Annotated in this window: 12 protein-coding genes; 4 read left to right on the forward strand and 8 right to left on the reverse strand. The window is 65.5% G+C overall.

Going from position 1 to position 13,262, the window contains the following annotated elements; genetic code table 11:
* Positions 1 to 345 precede the first annotated feature (345 nt).
* From MJD61_06545 to MJD61_06570, 6 genes are all read right to left on the reverse strand, one after another.
* Positions 346 to 1,251: a transposase gene (locus MJD61_06545; GenBank protein MCG8554934.1), complete on the reverse strand. Its 906-nt coding sequence runs from the start codon at positions 1,249 to 1,251 to the stop codon at positions 346 to 348.
* A 387-nt stretch (positions 1,252 to 1,638) separates the two neighbouring features.
* The gene (locus tag MJD61_06550) at positions 1,639 to 2,067 is read right to left on the reverse strand and encodes a hypothetical protein (protein ID MCG8554935.1); all 429 of its coding nucleotides are present in this window, start codon (positions 2,065 to 2,067) and stop codon (positions 1,639 to 1,641) included.
* Positions 2,068 to 2,069: 2 nt separating this feature from the next.
* Positions 2,070 to 2,249 carry a hypothetical protein gene (locus MJD61_06555; protein MCG8554936.1) on the reverse strand — a complete coding sequence of 60 codons (180 nt, stop codon included), beginning with the start codon at positions 2,247 to 2,249 and terminating at the stop codon, positions 2,070 to 2,072.
* A 13-nt stretch (positions 2,250 to 2,262) separates the two neighbouring features.
* Complete coding sequence (locus MJD61_06560) at positions 2,263 to 3,015, reverse strand: DnaJ domain-containing protein (GenBank protein MCG8554937.1); 753 nt, start codon at positions 3,013 to 3,015, stop codon at positions 2,263 to 2,265.
* 3 nt (positions 3,016 to 3,018) lie between these two features.
* Positions 3,019 to 3,759 (reverse strand): VWA domain-containing protein, encoded by a 741-nt coding sequence (locus tag MJD61_06565; GenBank protein MCG8554938.1) that lies wholly within the window; start codon positions 3,757 to 3,759, stop codon positions 3,019 to 3,021.
* A 337-nt stretch (positions 3,760 to 4,096) separates the two neighbouring features.
* Complete coding sequence (locus tag MJD61_06570; protein ID MCG8554939.1) at positions 4,097 to 4,960, reverse strand: hypothetical protein; 864 nt, start codon at positions 4,958 to 4,960, stop codon at positions 4,097 to 4,099.
* Between the two features lie 531 nt (positions 4,961 to 5,491).
* Between MJD61_06570 and MJD61_06575 the strand changes: the two genes are divergently transcribed.
* The 4 genes from MJD61_06575 to MJD61_06590 are packed head-to-tail and all read left to right on the forward strand — an operon-like array spanning position 5,492 to position 10,025.
* Positions 5,492 to 6,490 carry an ABC transporter ATP-binding protein gene (locus MJD61_06575; protein MCG8554940.1) on the forward strand — a complete coding sequence of 333 codons (999 nt, stop codon included), beginning with the start codon at positions 5,492 to 5,494 and terminating at the stop codon, positions 6,488 to 6,490.
* Positions 6,491 to 6,492: 2 nt separating this feature from the next.
* Complete coding sequence (locus MJD61_06580) at positions 6,493 to 7,203, forward strand: ABC transporter permease subunit (protein MCG8554941.1); 711 nt, start codon at positions 6,493 to 6,495, stop codon at positions 7,201 to 7,203.
* A gap of 3 nt (positions 7,204 to 7,206) precedes the next feature.
* Positions 7,207 to 8,934 carry a GldG family protein gene (locus tag MJD61_06585; protein ID MCG8554942.1) on the forward strand — a complete coding sequence of 576 codons (1,728 nt, stop codon included), beginning with the start codon at positions 7,207 to 7,209 and terminating at the stop codon, positions 8,932 to 8,934.
* A gap of 2 nt (positions 8,935 to 8,936) precedes the next feature.
* Positions 8,937 to 10,025 carry a DUF4340 domain-containing protein gene (locus MJD61_06590; protein MCG8554943.1) on the forward strand — a complete coding sequence of 363 codons (1,089 nt, stop codon included), beginning with the start codon at positions 8,937 to 8,939 and terminating at the stop codon, positions 10,023 to 10,025.
* Positions 10,026 to 10,284: 259 nt separating this feature from the next.
* Here the strand turns inward: MJD61_06590 and MJD61_06595 are convergent, their stop codons facing one another.
* Positions 10,285 to 11,661: a metallopeptidase TldD-related protein gene (locus tag MJD61_06595; protein ID MCG8554944.1), complete on the reverse strand. Its 1,377-nt coding sequence runs from the start codon at positions 11,659 to 11,661 to the stop codon at positions 10,285 to 10,287.
* Positions 11,658 to 13,109, reverse strand: coding sequence for a metallopeptidase TldD-related protein (locus tag MJD61_06600; protein ID MCG8554945.1), 1,452 nt, complete (start codon positions 13,107 to 13,109; stop codon positions 11,658 to 11,660). The genes MJD61_06595 and MJD61_06600 overlap by 4 nt, the downstream gene beginning before the upstream one ends.
* Positions 13,110 to 13,262: the final 153 nt, after the last annotated feature.

The following is a 13,262-nucleotide window of genomic DNA, read 5'->3' on the forward strand; positions in this document are numbered from 1 at the left end:
CTGGCGAGCGCCGAGCGCCCCGACCTCACGAGCTACGACATCGAGAGGCTATGCGCTGCCTACCCCGCACGTCAGCCGGCAACCAAGCGCGAGCGCGCAAGCGCGAGCGCGCACTGACCGGCGTTGACCACGCGAGGATTGGGTTCCGGTGACGCCGACGAGGTTCTGCGAGCGTGCCATGAGCCTTCGCGCCTGACAACAGGGCGGGGGAGACGCTCGAGGCAACGCCACACGTTCGCTGACTGACAGCGGTGCTGTGCACCGTAGGGTCCGGAACGGACGGACCGATGCGGCCGGATGCTGCCATCCGTGCCGCATGGGTGCTCGAAGCCTTGAAGCGCTGCGCTATCCGGGCGCTGGGGCGACGTCGACGTGATGCAGCCACCGCATTAGATAGGTGCCCGCCGGGAACTGCACGGAGCGGAGGCCCTGTCGCCATTGATGCAGGGCGTCGCGGTAGGCCGTGCGGAAGGCACGCAGCGCTTCCACGGCGGCGCGATAGGCTTCGGGTTGATGGCGGCCGACGGCGAAGGTGGGATTGCGCTTTGCGTGCGGCTCGGGGGTGGTGGCACGTTTTTGTGGCGAGACAGAGAGGACCTTTTCGACGCCCATGAAGCTTCGGCCTTTGGCTCGCATGGCGTCGCGAGCTTCCTGCTCCAGCCGCTCGGCCTCTTCGGCCACCGCCTCGCGCACCTGGGCGTCGGTCATGCCGAGATCCTCGGGCATCTTGAGCTTGAGCGTGGCGGTCTTGGGCCAGCTCTCGGCGTCGAAGTACAGGTCGGGCCGCTTCACGGTCCAGCACTTTCGGCCGAGCTCGTCGGCATGCACGATGAGCCCTGGCCACTGCTTGGAGCGCGGCACGGCGCCTCCACTGACCGGATTGGCGATCAAGTAAGCCGCCTGTTGGACGAATGCATGGGGCGTTTCAAGCCGCACGACCGAGGGCTCGCTGCCGTCCCACAGGATGCCATCCCAGTCACGCACCAGCTTCATGGCATTGGCCACGAGACGGTGGAAGTCACGCAAAAAAGCACCCATCTCACCCCGTGTATCGGTCACGGTTAAGTGGGCGTGGGAGCTCATCAGGGTGAAACCGTGTACGGCGATCCCGTGCTTTTCGCTCATGGTGGCCAGGCAATACAAGTAGATCTGGCTGACGAGCTCGTCGGGCCGCAGCAGATAGTGTCGCCCGACCACCCGGCGCGTCAACATGTACGTGGAGCCAGGCAGGTACTGACGTGGCTGCGTCACACCCGCTCGGAATGCAACGGCTGTGCCGAGGTGAAAGGACTGAATTGTTGGCGCCTGGGACTTTACTGCGATCGGCGCCGCCGCCGCGCCGCCGGCGTTCGCCGCGCTAGCTTGAGATATTTGCCTCTCGCAGTACGGGCAGCCCGCATTCGGCTCGTCCATGGACTTGGCGACCACGCCGATCTTCCCGCGATTGAGCTCGACGATCTCTCCTGGAGCCAAGCGGTCATGGAGTCCCCCTTCTGACCTCGCGGGGCGGCGACCGCGCAAGTGCCTCCTGCGCTGGCGTCTATCGGTTGCCTATCGTCGCTCAGGACCAAGAACGGCCTGGGAGCGAACATGCCCAGAGTCATCGGCCTGTCCATCGAACGTGCTCTCATCAGTTCGTCACCGATGAGGGTCCAAAATTGCCGAATGCAGCCCATTGTTCGAGGTCGTCGCGGCGAAGTCGATCTGACCGAACCGCTCGCTTTCGTGGCCGTCGAGCGACACCTCGACAGGGCTCTCGTCGATGAGGACCGGTGCAAAGGGGCGACACTCCCCGTGGTGGCTGGCGACCAGGTGGAGCACAAGGTCGAGGTCCGGATCCTTGGCGGCATCCACCCTCTGCAGGCAGTTCGTCAAAGCGCCTAGCTGTGCCTGCAGCATCGCGACCGACTGGACGGCGTGGAGGTATCCGCCGCCGGGATAGCGGCTTCGCTCGCGGGCCAGCTTGCGCGCCGCGCGTGCCCCTGGCGCGAACAACCTGGACCACCACGCCCACTTGGTCTTCGCGATCGCGCTGGCGCTCTGGCGACTCGAGAGACCTCGCCGCAAGGTCAGGATGTTCCGACACAATCTGCTCGAAGCACGAAAGCGTCGCCGCTCGGCGTGGTCATGCGAAAGTTCTGGTCGCGTTCGCTGGGCAGCTGGGTCAGTCGTGCATCGAAGTCAAGGCCGTAGCTCGTTCGCAGCAAATCCAGCGCCCGAGCCGGTTCGAAATCCGGTGGAGTCGACATGGATCTAGCTAGCCTACCGTCCCAGCAGCAGGTCGCGCGCCTGGTTGATCTTCGAAGCCAGGTAGGTGGAGCCACCGACATCGGGATGCACCTTGCGCAGCAGCTCGCGGTGTGCCGCGCTGATCTGCTCTTCGGTCGCATCCTCGGAAACACCGAGGACCTCGCAGGCCTCCGCGCGTGTCATCTTGCCGGATCGCGCGCTGCCGTTGGCAGCGTCCCGCTCGCCTTGCGCCGCATCGTCCTTGCGCCAGCGCGCACCGTGCACGCGATCGAGATAGGACTCTACCAGCAAGGCGGAGTCCGGGTCCTGCTGCCGGCAGCTGTACAGAAGCTGCAGCAGATCCTCGTAGCTCAGGGTTTCGATGCGGCGGCCCTTCAACGGTCCTTCCAGGACCTCGCCGGTCATCACGCCGCTGTCGTGGTCGAGCGACATGCGAACAAAGCGCGTGCGCACACTCGACGCTCTGGAGTCCGAGCCAGCCCCCCGGCCGGGTGCTGCGCCCGCCGACCGGCCGCGTAGCTGCTGCAACAACGGCAGCAGCCCCGCAAGCCCGATCAGCCGGCGCGCAAACAGCAGCAGCGAACCGGCAGCGGCGAACAGCCAGTGAAGGCGCCCTGAGAGCGCGAGGTAAAGCAGCAGGCCGACTGCCGTGGCTATGGCCACAACCCGCAAGAAGCGCGACGCACCCAGCCCCCGCCGCAACAGCCAGCGTGCCCCGAAGAAGATGCCCACGAGCGCGAGCGCTAGCAGCGTCAGCTTGGCCACGTCCTACGAACTGCCTGGCAACTGCCGCATGAGATCCAGGGCCGCTCCCCGTTTGAGCCGTGCGTGGCGATCGAGGGCTGTCCTGCCGCCGGCCGCGTACACGGCGACCGCCCTCAGCAGGTCGCGCAGCTGCCGGGCGCTGCCGGCATCGAAGCGGCCGTAGGCTCCGCGAGTCAAGGCTGCGATGTGCCGGAACACTTGTTCGGCTCGCGGATCGTGGCCCTCCTGAAACACGAACGCGGGGATACCGAACAAACCGAGCTTTCCGGCAAGCTGGCTCAACGTGTCCGTGCATTCCTCGACGCAGTCGCCCACGAAGACGAGCGCGTTGATTCGCGCGCCTTGCGACAGGGCCAGGGCGTGGCGCAACACGCGCCCGATCTGGGTCAACCCCCCGACGCAGTGCACCTCCGCCATGTGGCCGAGCAGCTGCTCGGACTGCTCGAGCCATGGGCTCGAACCGAAGTCCCCGAGACCCCGGTAGTAACACAGCTTGACCTCGAGGCCCCCGAGCGCAGTGGTCTCCTTGAACATTTCGGCCTGCAGAGCGCAGGCCTGACTCCAGGTGGGCTCGCGGCTGGCCGTGGCATCCAAGGCGAAAAGCAGCCGGCCACGACCCTCGGACAGCCGCACGGGCGTACGGGTGGCTTCCGCCAAGAAGGCGTGGAGTTGTGCGCGGCTCGAGCGCGGAGCTAGCTTGTCATCGTTGGCCATGCGTCGGCTTGCGGGCGGGCTCACAGCCATCAGCACGCGTCCTCTCCCGCCCGAAATCGTCCGGTATTGCTTGGTTCGAGCACGGCACGGCCACGGCGTCGCTCACCCGGAATCCTGGTCCCTGTTCTTGGGCGCCGGGTCAAAGTAACATCGCCACTTCGATTTCGATCCATCCCGTCCAGCGGTGTTGCGCCGCCTTCGAATACAGGGAGCATTCGCGCGACAGCGCGCCTTGCTGGCCGGGCGCCTCAACGCCGACCTGGCAATGTTATGTTGACCCGACGTCTTGGGACAGAGCCTAGCGCTATAGCGGCTGCCGCGCGAGTCGCCGGCCCCGGGGCTAGCTGCATGATTTGTGGTACTGGCCTTACTGGAGCACGAGCTCGGTAGTCAGCGCGGAGGCGAGCTTCACGTAGGCCAGGTCGAAGCCTGGGGCGTCAAAGGACTGTATGCGCAGGCGGCGGATCGTGAGGCGGGCGGTCGAGGCCGGGGGCAGCGCCTGCAGCATGGCCGAAGGCAGCTCCAGGTGGCCGGCATCGCGCTGCGTGCACACGAGCCTGCCGGCCGCTGCTCGCAGCTCGACCTCGACGACGTCTCGCGGAGCCCCACGCTGCCAGCGGAGCTGCAGGCTTTGGTCGCGAGACGCCTGCTGCACCATGCGTGCCGGCTGGCCGTCGAGCGTCAGCGCGGCGACATCCGCAGGCGCCTGCACCGAGACCCGAAAGCCCGCCGCGTCCGCGCTGCCGTCTGCGACGAAGGCGTAGTAGGAGGGCTCGGAGACCGGCGTCAGGTCGCCGGCGTAGAACACCCCGGCGGCGACCCCTCCAACCTCGGGAAACGTGCGGGGCCACAGCTCGTCGCTAAGCGGACCGCGCTGTAGCTGCAAGTGCCCGAGGTCGAGCAGGTCGATGCCGGGCTGCGTGCGCGGGATGGCGGCGACCCGTTCGCTCACCACGGAGCAGCCCTGCGCCGACCCGGGCAGCTCCGCGCCCAGCAGGTGCGCCACGGAATCGGCGTCCATGCCCTGGTAGTCGGCGAACGCGGCTTGTACGGACTCCGAACAGGTGGGCCGCGGGTTGGCCGCGATCTCGAAACAGCGCTCGAGCGTGAGCATAGCGATGCGGCCCGCCAGGTGCCCGCTGCTGTCTCCTTCGAGCTCGGGTCCGCCGGTACAGGCCGTGGCCAGCGCGGCTGCTGCTAGGGTAACCGCTTGAATTCGTGGACTAAACATCGAAGATGCCCCGGGGCCACAAGGTCGCGCGACTCAAAGCTTCAGCATGCCCGCGCCCTCCACCGCGCAAGCGGGCTGCGATCGCTTTGGCCAGCGTCCCCCCATTATGGAAACTGTGGAACGCTTCGGCAAGGGTTCTGGCCCCTAGCAACGCCGAGTTGCGTTTTCGCTGTAGTATTGCGCGGTTGCGGACGAGCGTCCGGTGCCGAGGCTTACCACCTGAACATACATGTGGCGCATGGGCCCGGATCGCCCATGGCCTCGGGAGGCGCGCGTCAATCCATCGGGCTCGGCAGGCCCAAGCCGCCTGCAGGGAATTCAAACAAGTTGGGAATAACTTGACGATAAGACGGTTATACGGACCGCCACTGGCCAACTTGACTCACCCGGATGCGGAGTTACCATCCGCGCCGCCGGCCTGACCGACCGAGGGATTTGTCGGCCGGGCGAGGGAGTTGCCCTGCTGTCTCGAATTCCCTGAGCGGATTCTGGACGGTTTTGCCCTCGAGGCCCGAGGGATGAGGCCCTGCGATGACAGATGTGATGATCGAGGCGCACGAGCTGACCAAACAGTACGGCTCGGTGCGCGCACTTTCCGACTTGAGCATGCAGGTTCGCAGAGGGGAGGTGCTCGGTCTGCTCGGACCCAACGGTGCGGGCAAGACCACGACCATGAAGATCCTGACTTGCTACACCGCTCCGACGTCGGGCACGGCCAAGGTCAACGGCTGCGATCTGTTCGACGATCCGCTGGGTGTGCGCGACGCGCTGGGGTACTTGCCGGAAACGACACCGCTGTACCTGGACATGATCGTGCTGGAGTACCTCGCCTTCGTGGCGGAGCTGCGCGGGGTGGCCCGAAGCGAGCTGCAAGGCCGCCTGCGCCGCGTGGTCGAGGAGACCAGTCTGGGTGATGTCTACTCGAAGCCCATAGGGGTGCTGTCGAAGGGCTATCGGCAGCGCGTGGGGCTGGCACAGGCGCTCATCCACGAGCCTCAGATTCTGATCCTGGACGAGCCCATGAGCGGGCTGGATCCGAACCAGGCGCTCGAGATTCGCGATCTCATCAAGGAGCTCGGCCGCGAGCGCACCATCATCCTGTCGACCCACAATCTAGCCGAAGTGCAGGCAACCTGCGGCCGTGTGCTCATCATCGCGCGCGGCAAGCTCGTGGCCGACGACACCCCGGACAAGCTGCGCGACAGGGCCGGCAAGGCGCGCTACCTCGTGTCCGTGCTGCGTGACAGCAAGGCGGACGGGCCGGATGCGATTCGCAGCAAGTTCGCTGGAATCAGCGCGGTCGACCGCGTGCGCGAGGCGGCTCCGGCCAACGGCGAGCTGCGTTTCGAGGTGGTGCCGCGCGGCGACGATGACCTGCGCCCGCTGCTGTTCCGGACGGCGGTGGACGCCAACTACACGCTCGTCGAGCTGCGTCGCGAGGGCCAGAACCTCGAGCAGATCTTCCGGGAGCTGACCCTCGGCGACGAGCCCCGGGGCACGTCCAAGCCGAGCCAGGGAGCGGGAGCCTAGCCATGCAACGTGCGCTCATCATCGGCAGGCGAGAATTCGTCGGCTACTTCAACAGCCCGGCCGCCTACATCGTGGCGTGCCTGTTTCTGTTCCTGATGGGGCTGTTCTTCTGGGAGCCTTTCTTTCTGGTGAACCGCGCCTCGGTGCGCAGCATGTTCGAGCTGATGTCGATCCTGCTGCTGCCGACGGCTCCCGCCCTCACCATGGGGCTGATCGCGGAGGAGAAGCGCACCGGTACGATCGAGTTGCTGCTGACCATGCCGGTGCGCGACACCGAGGTGATCGTCGGCAAGTTCCTTGGCGCGCTGGGGTTGTTCGTGGCCCTGATGGCGGTCACCCTGTGTTATCCGCTCAGCGTGGCCACGCTCGGCAATCTGGACTGGGGGCCGGTTTGGTCGGGCTACTTCGGGCTGCTGCTGCAGGGTGCAGCCATGCTCGCCATCGGCGTGCTGGCGTCGAGCTGGACCGACAACCAGTTGATCGGCTTTTTCGCCGCCGCTTCCATCGTGTTCTTTCTTTGGGTTGTCGACCGGTTCTTGCCCTTCCTGCCGACCAGCCTCGCATCGGTGATCGAGTGGGTCTCGTTCGATTACCACTTCCGGAGCATGCTGCGCGGCGTCATCGATACGCGCAATGTGATCTATTTCTTGTCGGTAACCGCCCTGAGCTTGGGTTTGGCATTCCGCGCTCTTGAAAGCCGGCGCTGGAGGTAGGCGATGGCAACTCAGAAATACGAAAGGAAGCGTGCTGCAACCGAGTCACTGGGCTTTTTGGCCGTGCTGGCCGGCATTGCCGTTCTGCTCAACATCCTGGGAGTCTACTTCTTCGGGCGCATGGATCTCACGCAAAAGCGCCTGTTCTCGTTGTCCGACGGCTCCAAACGGGTCGTGTCCGAGCTCGAGGACCGCCTCGAAGTACGCGCCTATTTCAGCAAGGACCTGCCGCCGCCGCACAACGCCACCGAGCGCTATGTACGCGACCTGCTGGCCGAGTACGAAGCCGCCTCGGGTGGCAAGGTACGGGTGCGCCAGCTTCATCCGGAAACGGACGAAGAGCGGCAAGCAGCCGAACGGGATGGCGTACCGCGGGTGCAGGATCCCAGCTATCAGGGCGACACATTCAGCGTCAAGGAAGGCTATCGCGGTGTGTCGTTCCACTACCTCGGCCAAAACAAGGCCATTTCGGCGATCACCGGCACGACCGGTCTCGAGTACCAGATCACCCAGATCATCAAGGAGCTTACCGGCGACAAGATCAAGATCGGCGTCCTCGGCGACCACGAGGCCGCGAGCGTCGCCAAGGGTCTAAGCTCTTTGCGGACCTTTTTGCCCACCTACGATCTGACCGACGTCAAGCTGGACAAGGACGTCGATCCCGAGCTGCGGGCGCTTCTGGTAGTGCAGCCCAAGACCGCCTTCAGCGAAGCCGAGCTCAAGCGGCTCGACGCCTACGTGATGAAGGGAGGGGGGCTGGCGATTCTCGGCGGCTCCATGAAGGTGGACATGCAGCCGGTACCCATGGGCAGCCGGGCCGACACGGGGCTCAACCAACTGCTGGAAAAGTGGGGTGTCAAGCTGGACGACAGCTTCGTGGCCGACGCCCAGTGCGGGCGCGCGCGTCTCGATACCAGCTTTGGGGGCATCGGTATTCCAGTGGCCGTGCCTTACCCGCCCGTGCCGATCGTTACCTTCGACGACGAGCAGCGCAAGCACCCCAGCCTGTTTCGCCTGGATCAGGTGCCGCTGCCTTATCCCTCGCGGATCACGCTCACCGATGCGCTCGCCAATGACGAGTCGGTCAAGCGCACGGTGCTCGCGCGCTCGACCGAGAACTCGTGGTTGCTCGAAGGCGATTCCATCCCGCTGCGTTCCAAGCGTCCCCAGGAGTGGCGCATGACGGGCAAGCCAGGCCCCCACATCGTGGCGGTCGCGATCGAGGGCAAGCTTCCATCGGCGTTCGCGGCGGCCCCCGTGAGCACGCCCAAAGCCAAGGACGCACCACCCGCAGGGCCGGATCGGGCCGGGCAAGACGTGCGCGTGATCGTGGTGGGTTCGGGCTTCTTCGTGCAGGACGACTTTCTGCCTCGACCAGCGCGCGATCGCCGCCAGCAGATCAGCAGCTCGGTGGCGTTTGCTCTGAACTCGATCGACTGGCTGTCGCAGGACTCCGACCTGATCGCGATTCGCGCCAAGGACGTGGAGGAGCCTACCCTCGAGGTTCCCAACTCGGTGCGCGCCGCCGAGGAGTCGATCCTGGCAGCCGTCGAGCAACAGGACCAGAAGAAGGCCGAGGAGGCCTTCGAAGAGCGCAAGACAGCCATCAGCGCTTGGGACACCAAGCGCAGGCTCTACCGCTGGTCCAACACGCTCGCCTTGCCAGGGATCATTGCCCTGTTGGGGGTGTTTCGCTGGCGCATGCGCAGGAACCGACACATCGAGCTCTGACTATGAAGAAGAACCGCCTGTTGATCGCCACCGGTGTTCTGGTGGCACTGCTCGCTTTGACCGTCTGGAAGTTGAATCGGGACGAGAGCGAGCAATACGATGAGCCTCACGTAGAGGCGGCCATCCCGAGCATCGAGAAGGACGATATCGACGAGCTCGAAGTCGCGCGGCCCGGCAAGGACGCGGTCGTGCTTGCCAAGAAAAACGATGCCTGGCGCGTCATCAAGCCGGTCGCTGCGGAGGCAGACAAGAACGCCGTGGATACGGCGCTCAACAAGCTGGCGGAGCTCGAGGTCACGGGGGTTGCCGCAACCAAGGAAATGAACCACAGCGTGCTCGAGGTCACGGACGACAAGGCGATTCGAGTCGTTCCCAAGCAGGGGGGCAAGCCGCTTGCCGAGCTGCTGGTGGGCGCGTACCGCTCGGGCAACACCATGGTGCGCAAACAGGGCGCGGTGCCCGTGGCTTCGATCCGCGGCTCGATCCGATGGGTCTTCGACAAGGAGATCAAGGACTGGCGCAATCGATCCATCGTGGAAGTCGGCACGGACGAGGTCACGGCGCTGAGCCTCGTCAACGGCAGGCGGCGCTTCCGTTTCGTCAAGGAGGGCAGCGCCTGGGCCCAGGCTGCGGGCGAAAAACCCATCAAGCGCTTCGACGCCAGCAAGGTTCAATCCCTCGTTTCCTCCCTTAGCCACCTGCAAGCCACCGATTTCGCCGACGCCACCGAGGTCAGCGAAGAAAAAGCCGGTGTCGGTCCGGCAGGCACTGTCGCCGTCACGCTGAAGGTGCAGCCCAAGCCAGCCAAGACCGAAAGACCGAAGCCGGCGCAAACGGCAGCCAAGGCCGGCGAGCAGGACAAGACCTCCGAGGTCGCGAAGGAGGGCCAGGCCAAGGCGGAAACCAAAGAGCCTCCACCGCCGTACGAGATACGCCTCCGGGTCGGCGGCAAGACCGGCTCCGATCAGAACAACCGCTATGTCAAACGGGAGGGCAACCCGGTCATCTACGTCGTCTCCGAGTACCTCGCCGAGCGCATGCTGGCCGAGGCGAGCAAGTTCGCCAAGGAGCCTGCGAGCGACGAGAAGTAGCTGCGGCACCGGCGCCTCACGTGGGCGCAACCAAACCGGGCCACAACGTTTGGGCCTTTCAGGGTCTACTCCTCGTCGTCGCGCCTTGCCAGCGGCGCCCAATCCTCATCGAAACACACGAGTTTTGCCAGGTGGGTTTTGAGGCGCCCGGCCGGCAAGGCGCGCTGCCGCGCGAATGCTCCTGTATTCGAAGGCGGCGCAACACCGCTGGACGGGATGGACCGAAATCGAAGCGGCGATGCGGTCTTGATCAGACGCCTTACTTACCGGCGACGGTCATGGAACTAACCCTGAACGTCGGGCACGCCGTCGAGGTCCGTAGGTCTAGATCGTTCGCGATGGCGTCGATCCGCTGCAGCAGCTCGTCCAGGTTCAGCGAGATGGTGACCTCGGAGACCGGGAAAGCGCGCTCGCCGTTTTCGATCCAGAATCCACCGGCACCGCGGCTGAAGTCTCCTGTGACCGCATGGAAACCAAAGCCCATGAGCTCCGTTACCAAAAGGGCCCGCTCCGACCGCTCCTGAAGCTGTTCGGGGCTCGGCACACCAGGCTGCAGCACAAAGTTGCTGGTGGCCACCCCTACACCGCCGGCGCTTCCCCGTGCAGCGCTCGCCGTGCTCGTTGCCTCGAGCTTGCGCGCGCCGTAGCTGTCGAGCAGGAACGTCTTGAGCTCGCCCTGATCGACAACGACGTTGCGCCGCGAAAGCAACCCCTCGCCGTCAAAAGCACGCGAGCCGGGTCCTCGAGCGATCAGGGGATCGTCGACAATGCGGACGAGCTCGCTGGCGACGCGGGTCCCGAGCCGCTCGACCAGGTAGCTTGCGCGGCGCCAGATCGCGCCGCCTTGGACGCATCCGGCCAGCAGGCCGATGATGGAGCGGCCGGTCTCGGGGTCGAAGATCACGGGGACTTCTTGAGTAGCGATCTTGCGGGCGCCGAGCTTCGCGATCGTGCGGCGGCCCGCCTCGACGCCCACCTCCTCGGGATCCTCGAGATCGGCCAGGTGGCGGCGAGCGCTCCAGTAGTGGCCACTGCGCTTCTTGCCGTCCTCGTCCTGAGCAACCGGACTGACTACGAGCGAGGCATAGGTACCGCGGCTGGCGCCCCGAAATCCGCCGCTGGTCACCAGTGCGGAAGCGCTGCTGATCCGGGTTACCGAGGCGCCGTCGCTGTTGCTCAGACGCGGGTCGGTCGCCAGGGCCGCCTTTTCGCTTGCGGTTGCCAGCTCGAGCGCCCGCTTCGCGTCGAGATCGTCCACCGATCCGTCGAAAGCGTCCACATCGGCATGTTGCTCGGCGCGTGACAGCTGGGCCGGGTCCGGCGGACCGGCAAACGGATCCGGCTGCGACAGCTGCGCGAGCTCCACCGCATCTTCGACGAAGCGCTTGATCCCGTGCGGCGTCAGATCGCTCGTGCTCGTCACGGCGACCTGCTGGCCGCGCATCACGCGCAGGCCGATCGCACGAAAGGATGCTTCCTCCACCAGCTCCGCCTGGCCGAGCCGAACCTTGGCCGTCAGATGGGCCCCCTGCCTCACAAACGCCTCGGCAACGTCGGCCCCGCGGCCGCGTGCCCGCTCCACGACCTGCTCCGCCTGCGTCAGAAGCTCGTCCAGTTTTGGCGCGGTTACGCTCATGCTCCGTCCAGCTCGGTTCCGCCGACCGTCACCGAGGATAGCTTGACCGTGGGACAGCCCACGCCGACGGGCACTGATTGACCTTCCTTGCCGCAGGTCCAAATGCCGTCCGACACCTTCATATCGGATCCCAACATGCTCACCTTGCCCATGACTTCCGGACCGTTGCCAATGAGATTCACGCCTTTGAGAGGTGCGGTGAGCTTGCCGTGCTCGATCAGGTAGCCCTCGGTCAGGGAAAACACGAAGTCTCCGTTCGATATGTCGACTTGACCGCCTCCAAATTTGCAGGCGTATACGCCGCGCTCAACGCTGCCGGTGATCTCGTCGGGATCGTGCTCGCCGCCCAGCAGGAGCGTGTTGGTCATGCGGGGCATTGGATGCGAGCGAAAGCTCTCGCGTCTGCCGTTGCCGGTCAGCGCCGTCTTGAAGTAGTCCGCGGAGTGGCGGTCGTGCATGTAGCCGGCCAGCACGCCGCCCTCGATCAGCACGATGCGCTCGGGCTCGTTGCCCTCGTCGTCGACGTTGATGGATCCTCGCGACTTGAGCAGCGTGGCATCGTCGATCACGGTGCACAGCGGAGCCGCTACCCGTTCACCGATCCGGCCGCTGTAGTTGCTGGTCTGCTTGCGGTTGAAGTCGGCTTCGAGGCCGTGACCAACGGCTTCGTGGAGCAGGATGCCACTGTCGCCTGGCGCGAGCACCACGGTCATCTCGCCGGCCGGCGACTTCCTGGCATCGAACATGGCACTGGCCTGGCGCGCGGCCTCACCCGCGTGCCACTCCGGCGAAACCTCGTCGAAGTACTCGAGACCCAAACGACCCCCGCCACCGGAGGAACCGCTCTGACGCTTGCCCCCGGCCTCCAGGATCACGCGCACCCCGAAACGAACCAGCGGCTGCCTGTCCGATACCAACTTGCCATCGCTCGTCGCGATCAAGATCTCGCGCACCTCCTCGTTGAGCGAGGCTTCGACGCGAATCACGCGCGAGTCGCTCGCGCGGGCGGCCTTGTCGGCCCTCAGAAGCAGGTCTCGCTTGGCTTGCCCGGCAACCTCCAGCGACAGCTCAGAGACTTCGTACCGGCTCGGAAGGCCGCGCGTCTCGAGTTCCACGGGAGCCACGCCGCCACCTGCGGTGGCGATCTGGCCGGCGGTGCGAGCCGCCTTTTGCATCGCCTCGAAGGTCAGCTCCTGCGTGTACGCATACCCGGTAGCGTCGCCCCGCATCACACGCACACCAACGCCCATACCGACGGCCCGCCCCGCTGCTTTGAGGATCCCTTCGTCGAGCACGTAGCTGCCGGAAGCCGCGTACTCGAAAAACAGGTCGGCATAGTCGCCGCCGTGCCGCAGCGCCTCCGAAAGCAAGCGGCGCGCGGTCTCGCTGTCGATCGGCGCCTGCCCTTGAGAACCGAAAGGCGCATGGTAACGGGACCCGATGTGCATCTCAAGACCAATCTAATGCGGTGCAAGCGGCAAAGCTAGTGCTCGCGGCCGGAAGTCCGATCCGGTTCTCTCCCGGGTAGGCCGCGGGCACGACCGCCCGCAGCGCGGCATCGACAAGAAGGTGCCTCGGGATCGACGGGAGTATTTGGAAAG

The organism is Pseudomonadota bacterium, from assembly GCA_022361155.1.
Taxonomy (GTDB): Bacteria; Myxococcota_A; Polyangia; order Polyangiales; family JAKSBK01; genus JAKSBK01.

What these genes read in the sequence shown, in the direction of transcription:
- MJD61_06555 (MCG8554936.1), bottom strand. Translation starts at nt 2,249, where the DNA reads ATGTCGACTCCACCGGATTTCGAACCGGCTCGGGCGCTGGATTTGCTG.
- MJD61_06565 (MCG8554938.1), bottom strand. Translation starts at nt 3,759, where the DNA reads ATGGCTGTGAGCCCGCCCGCAAGCCGACGCATGGCCAACGATGACAAG.
- MJD61_06570 (MCG8554939.1), bottom strand. Translation starts at nt 4,960, where the DNA reads ATGTTTAGTCCACGAATTCAAGCGGTTACCCTAGCAGCAGCCGCGCTG.
- MJD61_06575 (MCG8554940.1), top strand. Translation starts at nt 5,492, where the DNA reads ATGACAGATGTGATGATCGAGGCGCACGAGCTGACCAAACAGTACGGC.
- MJD61_06580 (MCG8554941.1), top strand. Translation starts at nt 6,493, where the DNA reads ATGCAACGTGCGCTCATCATCGGCAGGCGAGAATTCGTCGGCTACTTC.
- MJD61_06585 (MCG8554942.1), top strand. Translation starts at nt 7,207, where the DNA reads ATGGCAACTCAGAAATACGAAAGGAAGCGTGCTGCAACCGAGTCACTG.
- MJD61_06590 (MCG8554943.1), top strand. Translation starts at nt 8,937, where the DNA reads ATGAAGAAGAACCGCCTGTTGATCGCCACCGGTGTTCTGGTGGCACTG.
- MJD61_06595 (MCG8554944.1), bottom strand. Translation starts at nt 11,661, where the DNA reads ATGAGCGTAACCGCGCCAAAACTGGACGAGCTTCTGACGCAGGCGGAG.
- MJD61_06600 (MCG8554945.1), bottom strand. Translation starts at nt 13,109, where the DNA reads ATGCACATCGGGTCCCGTTACCATGCGCCTTTCGGTTCTCAAGGGCAG.